We start from the raw sequence: 18,442 nt of genomic DNA, 5'->3' as shown, positions 1-18,442 counted from the left end.
GGACCCGGGCGGCGCCCGCCGTGTGCGGGCGCCGCGCCCCGGTCAGTGGGTCATCGAGATCGAGGCCCGGCTGATGTACGCGAGTTGCGCCGCGAAGGCCACCAGCGCGACCGGCACGCCCACCAGCACGGCCGGGCCGGTCGACAGGCCGGCCAACCCGGCCAGCAGGGCGGCGCCCAGGCCGAGCAGCAGCGCGTTGACCGCGCCGACCAGCGCGGCGGCGGTCAGCAGGAGCTGCCACCGGCCGGGCCGGGCGCCCACCGCCGTCCAGGCGGACCGCATCTCCCCACCGGGCGTCATCACGTCGGCGAAGAAGTCCTGGTCGCCGGCGAGCCGCTGGTGGTACCAGGCCCGGATCCGCTGCATCCGTTGCAGGTCCAGGGAGTTCTCCACCATGTTCTGCACCAGCCGGCCGAAGGTGAGCAGCCCGGTGACCACCAGGGTGGGCAGCACCGCGCCCAGGTACGGCCGGAGCAGCGAGCCGTTGCCGGAGACGAAGCCCAGCCCGATGAGCGCGGCGGAGAGCAACGACAGGAAGACGGTGGTGCGGCCCACCGACTCGGCGACCGTGGCGCCGCGGCCGGTCTGGAGCACGAAGTGCTCGGTGGTGAGGGCGGTGAGCAGCGCCTGCTCCCGTGCGTCGTCGTCCATCCCTCCGCCCTCCGGTCCTGGTCACCGCCACCATACGGAGAGCGACGGCGCCGCCGGGCCGGAACCGGGCGGCCCCGTCACACTCGCGCGCCCCGCCGGCCGTACCGGGTGGCCCGGGCGGAGAATGGCGGCGGGCGCGACGGTCGCGGCCGGCGGTGACGGGGCGGGAGGCCGGGAGGCGTGTCCGAGGCGGATGACCAGCGGCGCGGGCCCGCGGCCCAGCACGGCGAGGCGCGCGGCGCGGGCGGCGGCGACCGGGAGCTGCGCGCCGACTGCGCGCGCTGCTTCGGGATCTGCTGCGTCGCGCCGGCGTTCGCCGCCTCCGCCGACTTCGCCCTCGACAAGCCCGCCGGGCAGCCCTGCCCGAACCTGCGCGCCGACTCCCGCTGCGGCATCCACCGGGATCTGCGGCAGCGCGGCTTCCCCGGCTGCACCGTCTTCGACTGCTTCGGCGCCGGCCAGCACGTCGCCCAGGGCACCTTCGCCGGGCGCGACTGGCGGGCCGACCCGGCGACCGCGCGGCTGATGTTCGACACCTTCGCAGTCATGCGACAGCTGCACGAGCTGCTCTGGTATCTGACCGAGGCCCTGGCGCTGACCCCGGCCGGGCCGCTGCGGGACGAGCTGGCCGCCGCCCGCGCCGAGACCGGACGGCTCACCGACGGCACCCCGGAGGAGCTGCTCGCCGTCGACGTCGACGCGCAGCGGGACCGGGTCAACCGGCTGCTGTCGCGGGCCGGCGAGCAGGCGCGGGCCGGCCGGGCCGGCGCGGACCGGCGCGGCGCCGCGCTGATCGGCGTGGACCTGCGCCGGTCCGACCTGGCGGGCGCGAACCTGCGCGGCGCCTGCCTCATCGGCGCGGACCTGCGCGGGGTGGACCTCGGCGCCGCCGACCTGACCGGGGCGGACCTGCGCGGCGCGGACCTGCGCGGCGCCGATCTCGGCGACTGCCTGTTCGTGCACCAGTCCCAGCTCGACGCGGCCCGCGGCGACCACCGGACGGTCCTGCCCGGGGGCCTGCGCCGCCCGACGCACTGGTCCCTGACCGTCACCCCGGCCGGGTCCCCCGGGGTCACGCGGTCGTCCGGCGGGCGGTCGGCGGGCGGGCGCCCGGCCGGTGGCCGCTCGGGGGGCCGACGCCGCCGCTGACGACACTCCCGCCCGCCGCGGCCGAACGGCAGGGTTTCGCGTCGGGCGCGCCGGGTAGGCGGCGTCACCGCGCGACGGACGGGAGGCGGACCGGTGAAGCCCGAGACACGGCCAGTGAAATACGAGACACGGCAGAGCAGGCAGCCGGTCGACCCGGCGCACGCCGAGGACGAGGCGGGCCAGGCCCGGCTGGTCCAGGTCGAGGCGGACACCGACGTGCCGGCGCCGGAGCCGGGTGCGCCGAAACCGGACGAGGTGACCGAGGACGACGGTTCCGGCATGGCCGGCGGCTCCTCGGGCAGCAGTTCCGGCGGCTCCTCGATGCCGACGCACCCGGACGCGGCCCGCTGAGCGTTTGCCTCCGGACGGGACGGGCAGGAGTGCCACATGACGAGTGAAGAGTCCTTCGGCCGCGCCACCACCGACGAGCCCGACGGCGCGACCGCGTACGAGGCGTCGCTGCGCCCGCCGGGCGAGTCACTGCACAGCACCGACGACACCGGCGACGACTTCGCCGACCTGCCGGCCGAGGAGCGCCGTTCCGCCCGGGAGGTCAGCCGGGCCGGCTACGACGTCGACGCGGTCTCCGGCACCGCGGACCCGGCGAACGAGCCGGAGGAGATCGAGGAGGGCCGCCCGGAGCGGTGAGCGGCCCCGCGGTCACGGCGCCGCGGACGCCTCCGGGGAGCCGGCGACCGCGGAGCGCTCCGGCCGGGACGCGACGCTTATCGCCCCGGCCGGGCAGAGCTCCACGGCGAGTCGCACCCGGTCGAGGACGTCGGCCGGCGGCTCGGCACGGCGCAGCAGCACGAGGCCGTCCTCGTCGTCCTGGTCGAAGACCTCCGGCGCGGTCACCACGCAGTTGCCCGCGCCGCAGCAGCGGTCCCGGTCCACGCCCACCCGCACGGCCGCGCTCACCAGGTCACCGGCAGCGCGTCGAGGCCGTAGACGACCGAGCTGTCCCGGGTGGGCAGCCGGCCCGCCGTGGCGGCCGGGCGCAGCCGGGGGAACCGGCGGGCCAGCTCCACGAGGGCGATCCGCAGCTCCGCGCGGGCGAGGGGCTGGCCGATGCACTGGTGCACCCCGAAGCCGAACGCCACGTGGTGCTGCGCCGCCCGGTACGGGTCGAACTCGTCCGGCCGGTCGAAGGTCGCCCCGTCCCGGTTGGCCAGGGAGAGCACCGCGATGGCGCCCTCCCCGGCCCGGATCAGCTGCCCGCCGATCTCGACGTCCTCGGTGGCCAGGCGGGGCAGCCCGGTGCGCACGATGCTGAGGTAGCGCAGCAGTTCGTCGACCAGCCCGTCGGCGTGCCCCGGGTCGTCGCGGAGAGCGGCGTACCGGGCGGGGTGGCGCAGCAGCAGCAGGGTGCTCAGCCCGATCATGTTCGCCGTCGTCTCGTGGCCCGCGATGAGCAGCAGCACGGCCATGCCGACCAGTTCGTCGACGGCCAGGTCCCCGGCGTCCACCCGGTCACGGGCGAGCCGGCTGAGCAGGTCGTCGGCGCGCTCACCGGTGGCCACCTTCGCCTCGACCAGCCGGTGCAGGTAGTCGCGCAGCTCCCGCACGTGCCGCTGGACCCGCTCCGGCGGGGCGTCCCGGTCGATGAGCGTCCGGCTGCGCTCCTGGAAGAAGTCGTGGTCGGCGTACGGGACGCCGAGCAGGTGGCAGATCACCATCGACGGCACCGGCAGGGCGACGTGCGCGACCAGGTCGGCGGGCGGGCCGGCGGCGTGCAGCTCGTCCAGCGCCCGGTCGACGGTCTGCCGGATCAGCGGCTCGATCCGCCGCACGTTCCTGATCATGAATTCGGCGGTGAGCATCCGGCGCAACCGGGCGTGCTCGGCGCCGTCCATCCGGATGAACCCGCCCCGGCGGTCGCCGAACGCGCCGGGCGCTATCCGGCGCAGCAGCGGGAAGCCCGGCCGGGTCAGGTCGGCGCTGAAGCCGGGGTGGCGCAGCATCTGCCTGACGTCGGCGTGCCGGGTGACCAGCCAGGCCGTCGCGTCGGTGGGGAGCCGGACCCGGGTGACCGGGCCGGCGAACCGTCGCCGCTCCCCCGCGTCGAGCGGGACGAGCGGGTCACGGTCGAGGTTGGTCGGGGGCCAGAGCGGCAGGTCGGTGAGGGGCGCAACGGTCACGCGGACACCTCCAGGAGGGCGACTGTCCGTGACGGCATCGATCCGCTACGTTACCCATCGACAGCTGTCGACACAACCCGCACCGGGCTCAGCGGGCCGCCGGCGCCGCCGCCCGCGCCTCGACCATCCCCCGGTTGGCCAGCGCGTCGGCCCGCTCGTTCTCCGGGTGTCCGTTGTGGCCCTTCACCCAGAGCCAGGTCACGTCGTGCCGGCCGCAGGCGGCCTCCAGCCGCTGCCACAGGTCGGCGTTCTTCACCGGCTGCTTCGCCGCGGTCAGCCAGCCGTTGCGCTTCCACGAGGCCAGCCAGCTCGTGATGCCGTTGCGCACGTACGTGCTGTCGGTGTGCAGCCGCACGGCGACCGGGCGGGTCAGGCTCTCCAACGCCCGGATCGCGGCGGTCAGCTCCATCCGGTTGTTCGTGGTCGGGGTCGCCTCGCCGCCGCACAGCTCGCGCTCGTGCCCGCCCCAGCGCAGCAGCACGCCCCAGCCACCGGGGCCGGGATTGCCGCTGCACGCTCCGTCGGTCCAGATCTCCACGACCCCGCCGGTCGCCGCCTCCGCCATGCCGGCAACCTACCCGGCGACGGAAAACCGCACGACACCACCGGGGCGGTCTGGCAGGGTCACCGATCATGGACGGACGGTGGGACGGCCTGCGGGCCGAGGTACGCGCCACGATCGACGATCTCGTGACCTCCGGGCGGGAGGCCGGCGTGCAGGTGGCCGCGTACCTGGACGGGGCGCCGATCGTCGAGGAGCAGGCCGGCGTGGCCGACGCCACCACCGGCCGGCCGCTGACCGCCGACACCCCGGTGCACGCCGTCTCCACCGGCAAGGGACTCACCGCCACCGTGGTGCACACGCTGGCCGAGCAGGGGCGGCTCGACTACGACCTGCGCGTCGCCGACGTGTGGCCGGAGTTCGCCCGGCACGGCAAGGACGGCATCACCCTGCGGCACGCGCTCACCCACACGGCCGGGCTGCCCGCCCTGCCCGCCGACGTCACCCCGGCGGACTTCGCCGACTGGGACCGGATGTGCGGGCTGCTCGCCGACGCCGAGCCGCTCTGGGCGCCCGGCGAGCGGTTGGCGTACCACGCCTGGACGTGGGGCTGGCTGGTCGGCGAGGTGGTCCGGCGGGTGACCGGGAAGCCGGTGTCGCAGGTGCTGGCCGAGGAGGTGGCCGGGCCGCTCGGCCTGACCCGCGAGCTGTTCCTCGGCGTGCCCGAGGCCGACCTGCCCCGGCTGGCCCGGCTGGAGGACGCCGGCCTGTCCGCCCTCCTGACGTACGCCAGCGCGAACCTGCCGAACTTCGACGCGGTGGCGCCGCCGCACGTCCGCCCGGACGTCACCACCGGCAGCCGCCCCGAGGTGCTGCGCGCCGACGTGCCGTCGGTCGGCACGATGTCGGCCCGCGCGGTCGCCCGGATGTACGCGGCGCTGCTCGGCCCTGTCGACGGGGTGCGGCTGATCTCGCCGGACCGCCTCGCCGAGGTGTCGGCGGTGGCGGTGCGGGGCGAGGACTGGGTGTTCGGCGCGGAGGTGACCTTCGGCCTCGGCTACGCGGTCGACGCGGACGGCTCGTTCGGCACCGCGGGCAGCGGCGGCAGCCTCGCGTTCGCGTACCCCGATCTGGGGCTGACGGTGGCGGCGGTGCGCAACCGGCTCGGCGCGGGCGACGGCGACCCGATGGAGGGCCTGCGGGTGCTGGTCCGCGACCGGGTGGGCGCGGAACTCGGCCGCTGACCGCTGTCGAATCCGGCGGTCGCCGAACGTGTCAGGGGTGGAGGGCCGGCAGCGGGCCGGCCCCGAACCCCCGAGGAGCGGCATGCCGAAGATCATCGTCACCGAGAACGTCAGCCTGGACGGCGTGATGCAGGCACCCGGACGTCCCGACGAGGACACCCGGGACGGCTTCACCCGGGGTGGCTGGGCGGTGCCCCACAACGACCCGGTCCTGGGGCGGAAGATGGGCGAGGGCATGGCCTCGACCGGTGCGCTGCTGCTCGGCCGCCGCACCTGGGCCGACTTCGCCGGCTACTGGCCCCGGCAGACCGGCAACCCGTTCACGCCGGTGCTCGACGCGCTGCCCAAGCACGTCGCCTCGACCACGCTGGACGAGCCGCTGCCGTGGGTGAACTCCCACCTGCTGAAGGGCGACGTGATCGAGGCGGTGCGGGAACTCAAGGCGCGGCCCGGGCCGGACATCGCCGTGCTGGGCAGCGGTGAGCTGGTCCGGTCGCTGCGCCGGCACGGGCTGGTCGACGCGTACGTGCTGCTGGTCCACCCGGTGGTGCTCGGCGGCGGGCGGCGGCTGTTCGACCCGGGCGACGAGCCGGGCGAGCTGCGGCTGACCGACAGCGTCACCACGACCACCGGCGTGGTGATCGCCCGCTACGAGCCGGCCTGACCGGCGGCCCGCGGCCCGGCCTCCGGCACGGGGGCGGGGGCCGTGCCGCGGCGCACCCGGGCGCGCAGCCGGTCGACGGCGTCGCCCAGCACCGCGCCGGTCATCGGCAGCAGCGGGCTGGACCGCATCACGGCCAGGTCCTCGGCCGGTGCGGTGGCGCCGTCGAGGAAGCGCAGCACCCGCTCCGGCGGGTTGCGGTCGAAGAGCCGCTCGAAGAACTCCACCCCGCCGACGTGCCCCCGGTCCAGGGCGCGCAGCGCCACGGCGTCCATCCAGAGGTGACGCCGGGGGTACGCGGGCGACGGCACCGGCGGCCGGCCCGCCGCGAGGGCCCCGGCGACCTGCTCGGCCTGGCGGAGCATCGCGGAGAAGGTGAACCCGGTGGACGGGCGGGTGGCGCCGCCGGCCGTGCCGAGCCGGACCACCCGCGGCGAGGGGCGGGTGACGAACGGGCCGTCGGTCATCGGGATCACCCCGTTCTCCACCTCCCGTACCCGCAGCCGGCCCAGGTCCAGGTCGAGCAGGCCGGCGTAGCCGCGCAGCGCCGCGTCGTACTCCGCGTCGGTGAGCACGGCGGGACCGAACTCGGTGTACTCGACCAGGGCGTAGCGCTCGTCGACCGGCAGCACGTAGCCGAAGGAGACCCCCCGGGCGGGCTGCGGGGTGCGGAAGTCCATGAGCACGGCGCGGCCCGGGTCGAAGGTGGGCCGGTCGGCGGCCAGCCACCAGCCGCGGAAGTGCTGCAGCCACCTGGTCCGCCCCGGCCGGGCTGGCGGGCGGGGCCGGGAGTCGAGCACCCAGCCGGCCCGGACCAGCGGCCGCCCCTCGGGGTCGTGCACGGTCACCCGGTCACCGTCGTCGGCGAGCGCGCCGGCCGGCGCGCCGATCCGCACCGCGCCCAGCCGCTGTTCGGCCGCGGCAGCCCGGTCGTAGACCGGGCCGGAGCGGAGCATGGCGTACCGCAGCGGGGCGAGCGGCAGGACGCGGCGGCCGGCGGGCGTGACCACGTCGACCTGCGACCAGCTCGCGCTCAGCAGCGGGTCCAGGTCGCCGCCGGGTGCGCCCCAGAACGCCCAGGTGCGGTCCTGGCCGCGCTTGCGCACCGGGTCGACCACGGCGACCCGCAGGCCGGTCAGGTCGTGCCGGTCCAGGGCGGCCAGAACCAGGGAGGCGGCCCCGCCGCCGCCCACCAGCGCGAGGTCGACCTCGACCGGGGTTGGGTGCACCCGCCCACGCTGCCACACCCCGGGAACGGCCGCCGCCGGGGACCCGCCGTCCCGCCCCGGGTGGGCCGCGTAGATTCGCAGGTGGATCACCGACGACGGGGGGACGGACATGGGGCGGGCGCCGCTGCGGGTGGGGCTGCTGGGGTACGGGATCGCGGGGCGGGTGTTCCACGCCCCGCTGGTCGCCGCCACGCCCGGCCTCCGGCTGGACGCGGTGGTCACCCGGGACCCGGAGCGCCGCGCGCAGGTGAACGCCGAGCACCCCGACGCCCGGGTGCTCGACGACGCCGACCAGCTCTGGCAGGCCGCCGACACCGTCGACCTGGTCGTGGTGGCCACGCCCAACCGGCAGCACGTGCCCATGGCCCGGGCCGCGGTGGCGGCCGGGCTGCCGGTCGTGGTGGACAAGCCGCTCGCGCCGACCGCCGCCGAGGGGCGGGCGCTGGTCGCGGAGGCGGCCGCCGCCGGTGTGCCGCTCACCGTCTTCCAGAACCGCCGCTGGGACGGTGACTTCCTGACCGTGCGCCGGCTGGTCGAGGCCGGCGAGCTGGGCCGGGTGGCCCGCTTCGAGTCGCGGTTCGAGCGGTGGCGGCCGGCCATCAAGCCGGGCTGGCGGGAGAGCGCCGCACCCGGCGAGGCCGGCGGCGCCCTGTTCGACCTGGGCGCCCACCTGGTCGACCAGGCGGTACGGCTGTTCGGGCCGGTGCAGCGGGTCTACGCCGAGGTGGACCGGCGGCGGCCGGGCGCCGAGGTCGACGACGACGCGTTCGTGGCGCTCACCCACGCCGGCGGAGTCCGTTCCCACCTGTGGATGAGCGCGGTCACCGCGCAGCTCGGCCCGCGCTTCCGGGTGCTCGGCGACCGGGCCGCCTACACCTCGTACGGGCTGGACCCGCAGGAGGCGGCGCTGCGCGACGGCGGCCGGCCGGGCACCCCGGGCTGGGGCGAGGTCGACCCCGACCGGTACGGCGGGCTCGGCGCCGACGGCGAGCTGCGGTCGGTGCCCACCGAGGCGGGCCGCTACCAGGACTTCTACGCGCAGCTCGCGGACGCGCTGCGGGAGGGCGCGCCGCTGCCCGTGGACCCGGCCGAGTCGGTCGGCGTGGTGGAGCTGATCGAACTGGCGCACCAGGCGGCCGCGCAGGGCGTCACCCTGCCGGTGCCGCCGCTGTCCTGAGCGCGCTCAGGCGACCGACGCCGGGGTCTCCCGGCCGTCCGGGGCCGGGTCGGCGTACGCGGTGGCCACGGTGGCCCGGTCGAACACCCGCCAGGTCGCGGCGATCACCGCCACGGCCACTACGAACCCCACCCAGTAGGGCGCGGTGATCCCGTACCGGTCGGCGACCAGGCCGCCCAGCAGCGCGCCGACGCAGTTGCCGCCCGCGGCGATGAACAGCGTGGTGCTGCCCACCCGGCCCATCAGCGCGGGCGGGGTGAGCCGCTGGCGCAGCGAGTTGGCGACCATGTTCCACAGCGCGCCGTGCACGCCGAAGGCGAACAGCGCCAGCCCGACCACCACGGCGCTGCGCGAGGCGGCCAGGGCCAGGTGCAGGCCGGCCTCGACGAGCAGGCCGACCCGGACGGTCCAGGTCGCGGTGATGGTGGCGACCAGCCGGTCGCCGACCGCCGAGCCGAGCAGCCCGCCCACGGCCATGCAGGTGAACAGCGCGCCGTAGCCGACCGAGCCGAGGCCCAGCCGGTCGGTGGCGAGCAGCACGAGCACCGCGAGGGCGGCGGTCAGGGTGACGTTGAGCAGCCCGATGAGCAGGGTCATGGTGCGCAGCAGCCGCTGGGACAGCAGCCAGCGGAACCCCTCGGCGACGTCCGCGCGCACCGAGCGGCGCCCGCCCGCCCCGGGCGAACCCCGGTACGACCCGGCGAGGAGGCCGACGAGGACGGCGCTGAGCGCGTACGTGCCGGCGTTGGCGGCGAACGGGATGGCCGCGGCCACCACGAAGAGGAAGCCGCCGAGCGGGCCGGCGACCATGTTCTGCATGATCTGGGTGCCGCCGCCCAGCCAGCCGTTGGCCCGTTCCAGCCGGGACCGCGGCACCACCGCGGGCACGACCGCCTGCGCGGCGGTGCGGAACACCACCTCGCCGGTGTTGACCACGAACAGCACCGCGTAGAGCAGCGGCACCCCGGCCCGGTCGGTGACCATCGCGGCGGCCAGCACGGCCAGCACGGCCACCCGCAACCAGTCGATGACCACCATGAGCCGGCGCCTGTCGACCCGGTCCACCAGCACCCCGCCGGGCAGCGCGAACAGCAGCCAGGGCAGCCAGGCCACCGCGGCGCCCGCCGACACGGTCAGCGGGTCGTCGGTCTGGGAGGCCACGTAGAGCGGGGCGGCCACCGTGGCCATGCCGCTGCCCAGCGCCGACAGGGTGCTGGCGGTCCAGAGCCGCGCGAAACGCCCGTCAAGCCGATCCCCCGCGGTCCCCGTCGTCACGGCGAGCGAACCTACCAGGGATCGGACGCCGGGCCGACCGGGTTACCGCAGCGGGAGGACCAGCTCACCGTTGCTCAGCCGGGGGCCAGCCGGGCGCGAGGTCCGCCGCGAGCCACTCCCATGCTCCGACGCCGCCGCGCAGCGGCCAGGCCCGGTTCCGGCCCAGGTCGCCTGCGGTCTGGCGCAGCGCGGCGGCGAACTGCTGCGACGCGGCGGCCACCCGAGCGGGCGCGACATCGCTGCGGCCCGCGAGGGCGGCCATCCGCTCGGAGTACGCGCGCAGTTCCCGTCGTTCCCCGGCGGCGACCGTCGCGGGGTCGACAGGAGGCGCGAGAACCAGCACCGGCGGTCGGGTCCCCTCGGCGAGCGCGGCGACGATCCGGTCGTGGCCGTCGAGGACCAGCAGTGTCTGGAGGCCGCTGACCCACCAGAGCAGCACGGGCGGCAGCGTCCCCTCGCGGACCTGCCGGCGCCACGCCCGCACCCGGGAGCTGTCCGGCGGGGCGAGGCGGCGCAGCGGGAGGATGTCGCGCTGGTCCTCGACGGGGTGGCCGTAGCCGAACCAGGTGATGTGGCCACGGTCCGGATCGACCACCGGCAGCCGCGGCCAGTGGCCCGGGACCGCCCAGTGCGGCATGCCGGGCGTGAGGTGCCACCGTCCCCGGTGCAACGGCCCGTCCTCGGCCTCGGCGAGCCAACTGACGAACCGGTGGGCCCAGCGCGCTGCCCGGTCCCCGTCGCCGCCGGTGTCCCCGACCCGGCGGGCCTGGGCGGCGCTGATCGGTGGTACCGGCGATCGGTAGCCCGCGATCCGGACGTAGTGGACGCCGTGATGCCAGGGATGTTGTCGGGCCAGCAGGACGACCCGGTCGGCCTGGCGGATCAGGAACCGCCGAGCGCCCGCCACCTCCAGCCGCAGACCGGGACGCACGGGCGTCTCCACCTCCAGGGCCAGTCCGTCCCCACCGCCTCCTGGCGCGGGCAGCGGCGACCGAACCGTTCCGTGGGGCGACATGGGGTCAGGATGGCCGCTCGGCGGCCAGACCCGCGACCCCTTATCGGCCGGCTTGATGAGATCATCTCGCATGCCTGTCACCAATCCCTGGCTCGCCGGACCCGCGCCCACCGCCCGCCTCGACCGCGACCGGCTGGAGGAACGCATCCTCCACCTGCTCTCCACGCAGAACATGTGCGTGCTGGCCACCACCGGACCGGGCGGCCCGCTCGCCACCCCCGTGCGCTACTTCCACCTGGACTTCACCCTGATGTTCACGGCGGTCGCCGACTCACCGAAGATGCGCAACCTCGCCGCCGACCCCCGCGTCTCGATCGGGATCTTCGCGCCCCTGGTCGGCCAGGCCAGCAGCCGCGGCGCGCAGGTCTTCGGCCGGGCGCGGGTGCTGCACCCGGGCGACCCGGACTTCGACGAGCACTGGCCGGCGTACCGGTGGCAGTCCGACCACGTGGAGCGGTCCCGGTCGCTGGACGAGCCGCCGACCGGGCCGCTCGTGGTGGTGCCGGCGGAACGGATCGTCTACACCGAACACTGGCTGCGCCGCGAGGGGTACGCGCCGCGCCAGTTCTGGCGGGCCGCCGGCCCGCGCTGAGCCGCGCGACGCCGCCCGGGGCGGATCCCCCGTTTCCCGTACGCCCCGCATCCGGACGGATCACAGTGGTGACGTGGTGGAGGTGACGGCATGACGGGACTGCGTACCGACCTGTACGAGCTGCGGATGGCGGCCAGCTACCTGCGCCGGGACATGACGGAGCGCGCCACGTTCAGCCTCTTCGTCCGCCGGTTGCCGCCCGGGCGCGGGTTCCTGGTCGCCGCCGGGCTGGCCGAGGCGCTGGCGTTCCTGGAAGGCTTCGCCTTCGACGACGCCGAGCTGGGCTACCTGCGCGACGCCGTCGGGTTCGACGAGCCGGCCCTGGCGGCGCTGGCCGGGCTGCGGTTCACCGGGGACGTGTGGGCCGTACCGGAGGGCCGCGTGGTGTTCGCCGACGAGCCGCTGCTGGAGGTCACCGCGCCGATCGCGGAGGCGCAGCTCGTGGAGACGGGCGTGCTGAACCTGATCACCTTCCACACCACGGTGGCCACCAAGGCGGCCCGCTGCCGGCTCGCCGCCGGCGGCGCGCAGCTGGTCGACTTCGCGTTCCGCCGCACCCACGGCATCGAGGCCGGCGCGGCGGTGGCGCGGGCGTCGGCCATCGCCGGCTTCGCCGCGACCAGCGACGTCGAGGCCGCCATGCGGTACGGGATCCCCCCGTCCGGGACGATGGCCCACTCGTACGTGGAGGCGTTCCCCGACGAGCGGGCGGCGTTCCGCGCGTTCGCCGCCGACTTCCCCACGAACCCGATCTTCCTGGTCGACACCTACGACACGCCGGCGGGAGTCCGGGCCGCCGTCGACGTCGTCACCGAACTGGGGTTGACCGGCCCGTTCGGCGTACGGCTCGACTCCGGCGACCTCGGGGCGCTGGCCCGGCAGGCCCGGGCGATCCTGGACGACGCCGGCCTGCGGCAGGCCACGATCATCGCCAGCGGCAGCCTCGACGAGAACGTCATCGCGGGGCTCGTGGCGCAGGGCGCCCCGATCGACGGGTACGGCGTCGGCACGAAGATGGGCGTCTCGTACGACGCGCCGTCGCTGGACAGCGCCTACAAGCTGGTCGCCTACGGCGACCGGCCGGTGCTGAAGCTGTCCCCCGGCAAGGCCACGCTGCCCGCCGCCAAGCAGGTCTTCCGCGATCCGACCGGCGCGGCCGGGGACGTGGTGGGGTTGCGTGACGAGCCACCACCGGGTGGCCGGGAGCCGCTGCTGGTGCCGGTCGTGCGCGGTGGCCGCCGCCTCGACCCCGCCGACCCCGCGGAGGCGGTACGCGCCGCCCGTGGCCGCTTCGACGCCGATCTCGCCTGGCTGCCCGAGCCGGCCACCCGGCTGGCCGATCCGACGCCGCCGGCCGTGACGGTCAGCCCGGCACTGGCGGCGCTGCACGAGCGGGTGGCCGCGCGGCTCGGGGGCGCCCCGACGGGTGGCCCATGAGCCTGCCCGGCGCGGACCGACCGCCCGAGTGACCGCCTCAGGATCGGGGCCGGAACTGGTGCCGGACCAGGTACGCGGTGGTCGCGAGGCCGATCCGCGCGCCCTGCACGTCGGCGGTGCGGGTGTGGATGCCGCCCCACACCCGGGCGTTGATCACCTCGGTGAGGGCCTGGGAGAAGCTGCTGAAGTACCGCCGGGTGCCGGAGTCGGCGCTGTAGGCGTCGAACGGGATGTCGTCGCGGCCGAAGAAGTACGCCAGCGCCGACATGGTGGCGCCGGTGTTGCAGGTGTGCCCGGACGTGTAGTCGGGGTGGGGCGGCGTGACCAGCAGGGGCGTCCAGTCGGGATCGGCGGCGGTGGCGGGGTTGCGGTCGGTGTCGCCGAGCCGGATCGCGGTGATCGGCCGCCACCGGTTCCAGGCTTCCTTCTCGTTGAAGCAGGCGATGACCGCGTCCGCCTCGGCGACGTCCACCATGGCGAACATCCGGGCGGCCTGCAGGGCCGTGAGTCGCTGCGTCGTCACGAGCTGGCGTTTGATCTCCCACTCGCCGAGCCGGCGGTCGTGCCACCAGATCGCCGCCTCGGTCTGGTCGGCGGTGCGGACCGTGCTGTTGGCCGAGCCCACCGCCTTGATCTCGTCGTAGTCCCGGGCGTACTGCGCGCTGGTGAGCGCCGGCGGACCGGACGTGCGGAAGATCGACGCGCTGGGCAGCACGAAGGGCCTCATGTGGCCGACCCAGCCGCCGTCGTTGGCGTAGGCCGGCGGGGTGGGGCGCCACTGGCCGGGCTCGGTCCCCACCGGGAAGGTCTGCGGTCCGAACGCGCCGTCGTCGCGGCGGGCGGCGATCATCGCGGTGGCGGCCCGCGTGCCGACCTCGATCCCACGGCGCTCGGCGCGGCCGTCGGGGATCGCGGCGAGCGACTCGGCGTACCGGGCGGTGAGGGCGTCGTGCTGGTCCGGGAAGATCGCGTCGAGCACCCGGTACGCGGCCGCGGCCACCGCGGCGTCGACGGACTCGGACCCGTCGGCGGCCGGCGCGGTCAGGTACGGCTGGTACGGCGTGCCGGCGATGGCGTTGACCGCGTCGTAGATCGCCCCGTGCACCATGGCGGCACCCCGCGACTGGACCTGCGGTGCCTGGCGCGCGACGTCCCAGATCGCCGTCTCGGCGTGCAGGTCCCAGGTGAGGACGGACTCGGCGGACACGGCGCCGGCGGAGGCCTGGGCTGCCGACGGCGTGACCGCCAGTGGCAGGCCGGTGGCCAGGACGCCGACGACGGCCGCGCAGGTGGCGCGGCGCACGGTGCGAATTCTGCTTGCCATGAAGTCTCTCCCCCGCTGCTTCCGACCCGTCGATTCACCCCGTGTAACGAGGTCACAGCATTGAGCAAGCTGACTATAAGCGGCGGGATTCCCATCGGTCGATAGACCGATCGGCGGTACCGTCCGGCATACTGCCCGGCATGCGCGTGCCGTTCCCCGAGCCCGGCCCGTCGGCGGACGTGCCGGCGCTGTTCCTCACCTACCTCGACTACTACCGGGACACGGTCGCCGACCGGGTCGCCGGGCTGACCGACGCGCAGGCCCGCACCGCCCTGGTGCCGTCCGGCTGGACACCGGTCGAGCTGCTGAAGCACCTGGCCTTCATGGAGCGGCGCTGGCTGGTCTGGGGGTTCCTCGGCGAGCCGGTGCCGGACCCGTGGGGCGACCGCGCCGAGGACCGCTGGCACGTCGGACCGGACGAGACGGTGGCCGACCTCGTGGCCGCCCTGCACCGGGGCGGGCGGCGGACCCGGGAGATCGTCGAGGCGACCCCGCCGGACACGGCCGCCGCGCTGGGCGGCCGGTTCACCGACCTGGCGCGGCGGCCCACCCTCACCGCGATCCTCTTCCACGTCCTCCAGGAGTACGCCCGGCACGCCGGCCACCTCGACATCGTGCGCGAGCTGGCCGACGGCCGCACCGGGGAGTGACGGTCAGGCGGGGCCGGCGTGACGCAGCTCGACCTTGCGTACCTTGCCGCTGACCGTCATGGGGAAGGCGTCCATCACCCGTACGTGCCGCGGGATCTTGTAGTGCGCCAGCCGGTCCCGGCAGAACTCCGCGACCTCCTCCACGGTGAGCGTGTCGTGCCCGTCGCGCAGGATCACGCAGGCAAGGATCTCCTCGCCGTAGCGCTCGTCGGGGACGCCGACCACCTGCACGTCGGAGATCTTCGGGTGCCGGTAGAGGAACTCCTCGATCTCGCGCGGGTAGACGTTCTCCCCGCCCCGGATGATCATGTCCTTGATCCGGCCGACGATGGTCAGGTAGCCGTCCTCGCGCATCACCGCCAGGTCGCCGGTGTGCATCCAGCGCGCCGGGTCGATCGCCTCGGCCGTGCGCTCCGGCTCGTCCCAGTAGCCCAGCATCACCGAGTAGCCCCGGGTGCACAGCTCCCCCGGCTCGCCCCGCGGCACGGTCACCCCGGTCGCCGGGTCGACCACCTTCACCTCGACGTGCGGCAGCACCCGCCCCACCGTGGCGGTACGCCGGTCCAGGTCGTCGTCGTGCCGGGTCTGGGTGGACACCGGTGAGGTCTCCGTCATGCCGTAGCAGATCGCCACCTCGGCCATGTGCATCCCGTCGATGACCCGCTTCATCACCTCCACGGGGCACGGCGAGCCGGCCATGATGCCGGTACGCAGGCTGGACAGGTCGTGATCGGCGAAGTCGGGCAGGGCCAGTTCGGCGATGAACATGGTCGGCACCCCGTACAGCGAGGTGGCCCGCTCGGCCGCGACCGCGCGCAGCGTCGCGGCCGGGTCGAAGGTCGGCGCCGGGATGATCACGCAGGCGCCGTGGCTGGTGGCCGCCAGGTTGCCCATCACCATGCCGAAGCAGTGGTAGAACGGCACCGGCAGGCAGATCCGGTCCCGCCCGGTGTAGCGGACCAGCTCGCCCACGAAGTAGCCGTTGTTGAGGATGTTGTGGTGCGACAGCGTCGCGCCCTTCGGGAACCCGGTGGTGCCCGAGGTGTACTGGATGTTGATCGGGTCGTCGCAGCTCAGCTCCGCCGCCCGCGCGGCCAGCCGCTCGACCGGCACCGACGCGCCGGCGGCCACCAGGTCGTCCCAGCTCGACTCGCCGAGCCAGACCACCGTGCCCAGCGCCGGGCAGGCGTCGCGGACCTGGGCGACCATGCCGCGGTAGTCGCTGCTCCGGTAGCCGGGCGAGGACACCAGCAGGCTCACCCCCGACTGGTTCAGCACGTACTCCAGCTCGTGCCGCCGGTAGGCCGGGTTGATGTTCACCATGATCGCCCCGACGGTGGCGGTGGCGTACTGCACGAGGACCCACTCCGCGCAGTTCGGCGCCCAGATGCCGACCCGGTCGCCCTTGGCCACCCCCGCCGCCAGCAGGCCGCGGGCCAGGTCGTCCACCGCGCGGCCGAGTTCGGCGTACGTCCACCGCCGGCCGCTCGGGCAGTCGACCAGGGCCTCCCGGTCCGGGTACGCCTCCACGGCGCGGGCCAGGTTCGCGCCGATGGTGTCGCCGAGCAGCGGCGCGTCGGAGGTCCCGCTGGCGTACGAGGGCAGGCTCATCGGAAGTCCTCCTCGCGGTACTCGCCGGCCGGCCGCGCCTCGGCGGCGGCGTGCTTGTCCCGCTCGGCGGCGCGCAGCTCGGTCCGGCGGATCTTGCCGGAGATGGTCTTCGGCAGGTCGGCGAACTCCAACCGCCGCACCCGCAGGTACGGGGCCAACCGGTCCCGCGAGTGCGCGAACAGCGCCGCCGCGGTCTCCGGACCCGGCGTCCAGCCCGGCGCGAGCACCACGTACGCCTTCGGCACGGCCAGCCGCACCGGGTCCGGTGACGGCACCACGGCCGCCTCGGCCACCGCCTCGTGCTCCAGCAGGACGCTCTCCAGCTCGAACGGCGACACCCGGTAGTCCGACGCCTTGAACACGTCGTCGGTGCGGCCCACGTAGGTGAGGTAGCCGTCGGCGTCCCGGGAGGCGAGGTCCCCGGTGTGGTACCAGCCGTCCCGCATCGCCGTGGCCGTCAGCTCCGCGTCGCCGTGGTAGCCCACCATGAGCGCGGTGGGCCGGTGCGCCAGGTCCAGGCAGACCTCCCCGTCGTCGCCGACCTTTCCGGTGACCGGGTCGACGAGGCGCACCACGTAGCCGGGCAGCGGACGCCCCATCGAGCCGGGCTTCACGGGCGCGCCGGGCGGGTTGCCGATCTGCGCGGTGGTCTCGGTCTGCCCGTACCCGTCCCGGACCGTCACCCCCCAGGCCGCCTCGACCTGCTCGATCACCTCGGGGTTCAGGGGCTCCCCCGCGCCCACCACGCTGCGCGGCGGGCGGGCGAGCTGGGTCAGGTCGGCCTGGATCAGCATCCGCCACACCGTCGGCGGCGCGCAGAAGCTGGTCACCCCGCACCGGTCCATGGCAGCCATCAGCCCGGCCGGGTCGAAGCGCGAGTAGTTGTAGACGAACACCTGGGCGCCGGCGTTCCACGGTGCGAACACGTTGCTCCACGCGTGCTTCGCCCAGCCCGGCGAGGAGATGTTCAGGTGCACGTCGCCGGGGCGCAGCCCGATCCAGTACATCGTGGACAGGTGCCCCACCGGGTACGAGGCGTGGGTGTGCTCGACAAGCTTCGGCCGGGCCGTGGTGCCCGAGGTGAAGTAGAGCAGCAGCGGGTCGTCGGCCCGGGTCGGACCGTCCGGGGTGAAGACCTCGTCCGCGCCGTACGCGTCGGCGTGGTCGTGCCAGCCGTCGACCGGGGCGCCGACCGCGATGCGGGTGTAGTCGCCGGCCACCTCGGCGAACTTGCCGGCGTGCTCCGCGCCGACCACCACGTGCCGAGCCGCGCCGCGCGCCAGCCGGTCGGCCAGGTCCGCGGGGCCGAGCAGCGGCGTGGCCGGGATGATCACGGCGCGCAGCTTGATCGCGGCGAGGATGGTCTCCCAGAGTTCGAGCTGGTTGCCGAGCATGAGGATGAGCCGGTCTCCGGCCCGTACGCCGCGGGTGCGCAGCCAGTTCGCCACCTGGTTCGAGCGGCGGGACAGCTCGGCGTACGACCAGCTCCCCTCGCCGCCGTCCGCCTCGACGATCCGCAGTGCGGTGTCGTCGTTGCCCTCGGCGAGCACGTCGAACCAGTCCAGCGCCCAGTTGAACTCGTCCAGCCGGGGCCAGCGGAACTTCTCGTACGCGGTCTCGTGGTCCGTCCGGTGCGCGAGCAGGAAGTCGCGCGCCTCGCGGAAGGCCTGGGTGCCGGCGGTGGCCATGGGGTGTCCTTCCTGATCCGGAGCGCGCGGCCGGGAGGGGACGGCGCCGCGCGCAGTACGCTGATCCTCGATCGGGTGACGCAGGTCTCACCACCCCCG

Annotated in this window: 19 protein-coding genes; 9 read left to right on the top strand and 10 right to left on the bottom strand. The window is 75.3% G+C overall.

Annotation, left to right across the window (positions count from 1 at the left end):
• Positions 1-42 precede the first annotated feature (42 nt).
• Complete coding sequence (locus tag GA0070603_RS31375; protein WP_091306684.1) at positions 43-651, bottom strand: hypothetical protein; 609 nt, start codon at positions 649-651, stop codon at positions 43-45.
• Positions 652-912: 261 nt separating this feature from the next.
• Between GA0070603_RS31375 and GA0070603_RS02965 the strand changes: the two genes are divergently transcribed.
• From GA0070603_RS02965 to GA0070603_RS02955, 3 genes are all read left to right on the top strand, one after another.
• Positions 913-1,800: a pentapeptide repeat-containing protein gene (locus GA0070603_RS02965; RefSeq protein WP_244282676.1), complete on the top strand. Its 888-nt coding sequence runs from the start codon at positions 913-915 to the stop codon at positions 1,798-1,800.
• Between the two features lie 114 nt (positions 1,801-1,914).
• A complete protein-coding gene (locus GA0070603_RS02960) occupies positions 1,915-2,151 on the top strand; it encodes a preprotein translocase YidC (protein ID WP_091306679.1) in 237 nt (78 codons plus the stop codon).
• Between the two features lie 36 nt (positions 2,152-2,187).
• Complete coding sequence (locus GA0070603_RS02955) at positions 2,188-2,448, top strand: hypothetical protein (RefSeq protein ID WP_091306676.1); 261 nt, start codon at positions 2,188-2,190, stop codon at positions 2,446-2,448.
• 12 nt (positions 2,449-2,460) lie between these two features.
• Here the strand turns inward: GA0070603_RS02955 and GA0070603_RS02950 are convergent, their stop codons facing one another.
• The 3 genes from GA0070603_RS02950 to rnhA all read right to left on the bottom strand — a co-directional run bounded on the left by GA0070603_RS02950 (position 2,461) and on the right by rnhA (position 4,503).
• Positions 2,461-2,718: a ferredoxin gene (locus GA0070603_RS02950; protein WP_425270404.1), complete on the bottom strand. Its 258-nt coding sequence runs from the start codon at positions 2,716-2,718 to the stop codon at positions 2,461-2,463.
• A complete protein-coding gene (locus GA0070603_RS02945; RefSeq protein WP_091306674.1) occupies positions 2,715-3,938 on the bottom strand; it encodes a cytochrome P450 in 1,224 nt (407 codons plus the stop codon). Before GA0070603_RS02945 ends, GA0070603_RS02950 begins: the two co-directional genes overlap by 4 nt.
• Before the next feature lie 88 nt (positions 3,939-4,026).
• Entirely contained in the window at positions 4,027-4,503 is a 477-nt protein-coding gene (gene rnhA / locus GA0070603_RS02940) for a ribonuclease HI (RefSeq protein WP_091306670.1), read from the bottom strand.
• 68 nt (positions 4,504-4,571) lie between these two features.
• On the opposite strand from rnhA, the gene GA0070603_RS02935 reads away from it, so the two are divergent.
• Positions 4,572-5,684, top strand: a complete 1,113-nt coding sequence (locus GA0070603_RS02935) for a serine hydrolase domain-containing protein (protein WP_091306667.1) — start codon at positions 4,572-4,574, stop codon at positions 5,682-5,684.
• An 82-nt stretch (positions 5,685-5,766) separates the two neighbouring features.
• Positions 5,767-6,348, top strand: a complete 582-nt coding sequence (locus tag GA0070603_RS02930; RefSeq protein WP_091306665.1) for a dihydrofolate reductase family protein — start codon at positions 5,767-5,769, stop codon at positions 6,346-6,348.
• Here GA0070603_RS02930 and GA0070603_RS02925 read toward each other — a convergent pair.
• Positions 6,333-7,592, bottom strand: coding sequence for a lycopene cyclase family protein (locus GA0070603_RS02925; RefSeq protein ID WP_091321456.1), 1,260 nt, complete (start codon positions 7,590-7,592; stop codon positions 6,333-6,335). The genes GA0070603_RS02930 and GA0070603_RS02925 overlap by 16 nt on opposite strands.
• Before the next feature lie 91 nt (positions 7,593-7,683).
• Here GA0070603_RS02925 and GA0070603_RS02920 point away from each other — a divergent pair, with 91 nt between their 5' ends.
• The gene (locus GA0070603_RS02920; RefSeq protein WP_091306661.1) at positions 7,684-8,751 is read left to right on the top strand and encodes a Gfo/Idh/MocA family protein; all 1,068 of its coding nucleotides are present in this window, start codon (positions 7,684-7,686) and stop codon (positions 8,749-8,751) included.
• Positions 8,752-8,757: 6 nt separating this feature from the next.
• Here the strand turns inward: GA0070603_RS02920 and GA0070603_RS02915 are convergent, their stop codons facing one another.
• Together GA0070603_RS02915 and GA0070603_RS02910 are read right to left on the bottom strand one after the other, a co-directional pair.
• On the bottom strand, positions 8,758-10,026 hold the full coding sequence (locus tag GA0070603_RS02915; RefSeq protein ID WP_091306658.1) for an MFS transporter: 1,269 nt from the start codon (positions 10,024-10,026) through the stop codon (positions 8,758-8,760).
• Positions 10,027-10,090: 64 nt separating this feature from the next.
• Complete coding sequence (locus GA0070603_RS02910) at positions 10,091-10,957, bottom strand: hypothetical protein (protein WP_139131791.1); 867 nt, start codon at positions 10,955-10,957, stop codon at positions 10,091-10,093.
• A gap of 154 nt (positions 10,958-11,111) precedes the next feature.
• On the opposite strand from GA0070603_RS02910, the gene GA0070603_RS02905 reads away from it, so the two are divergent.
• Complete coding sequence (locus GA0070603_RS02905) at positions 11,112-11,633, top strand: pyridoxamine 5'-phosphate oxidase family protein (RefSeq protein WP_091306651.1); 522 nt, start codon at positions 11,112-11,114, stop codon at positions 11,631-11,633.
• 90 nt (positions 11,634-11,723) lie between these two features.
• Positions 11,724-13,070, top strand: coding sequence for a nicotinate phosphoribosyltransferase (locus tag GA0070603_RS02900; protein WP_091306648.1), 1,347 nt, complete (start codon positions 11,724-11,726; stop codon positions 13,068-13,070).
• A 37-nt stretch (positions 13,071-13,107) separates the two neighbouring features.
• Here the strand turns inward: GA0070603_RS02900 and GA0070603_RS02895 are convergent, their stop codons facing one another.
• Positions 13,108-14,394: a vanadium-dependent haloperoxidase gene (locus tag GA0070603_RS02895; RefSeq protein ID WP_091306640.1), complete on the bottom strand. Its 1,287-nt coding sequence runs from the start codon at positions 14,392-14,394 to the stop codon at positions 13,108-13,110.
• A 140-nt stretch (positions 14,395-14,534) separates the two neighbouring features.
• Between GA0070603_RS02895 and GA0070603_RS02890 the strand changes: the two genes are divergently transcribed.
• Complete coding sequence (locus tag GA0070603_RS02890) at positions 14,535-15,044, top strand: DinB family protein (RefSeq protein WP_091306633.1); 510 nt, start codon at positions 14,535-14,537, stop codon at positions 15,042-15,044.
• A 3-nt stretch (positions 15,045-15,047) separates the two neighbouring features.
• Here the strand turns inward: GA0070603_RS02890 and GA0070603_RS02885 are convergent, their stop codons facing one another.
• The gene (locus GA0070603_RS02885; RefSeq protein ID WP_091306631.1) at positions 15,048-16,655 is read right to left on the bottom strand and encodes an AMP-binding protein; all 1,608 of its coding nucleotides are present in this window, start codon (positions 16,653-16,655) and stop codon (positions 15,048-15,050) included.
• Positions 16,652-18,343 (bottom strand): AMP-binding protein, encoded by a 1,692-nt coding sequence (locus tag GA0070603_RS02880; RefSeq protein WP_091306627.1) that lies wholly within the window; start codon positions 18,341-18,343, stop codon positions 16,652-16,654. Before GA0070603_RS02880 ends, GA0070603_RS02885 begins: the two co-directional genes overlap by 4 nt.
• Between the last annotated feature and the right edge of the window lie 99 nt (positions 18,344-18,442).

The organism is Micromonospora chersina, from assembly GCF_900091475.1.
In the GTDB taxonomy this organism is placed as follows: Bacteria; Actinomycetota; Actinomycetes; order Mycobacteriales; family Micromonosporaceae; genus Micromonospora; species Micromonospora chersina.
Note: the sequence above shows the minus strand (reverse complement) of the source record. Positions and strands in the feature narration are given on the sequence as shown.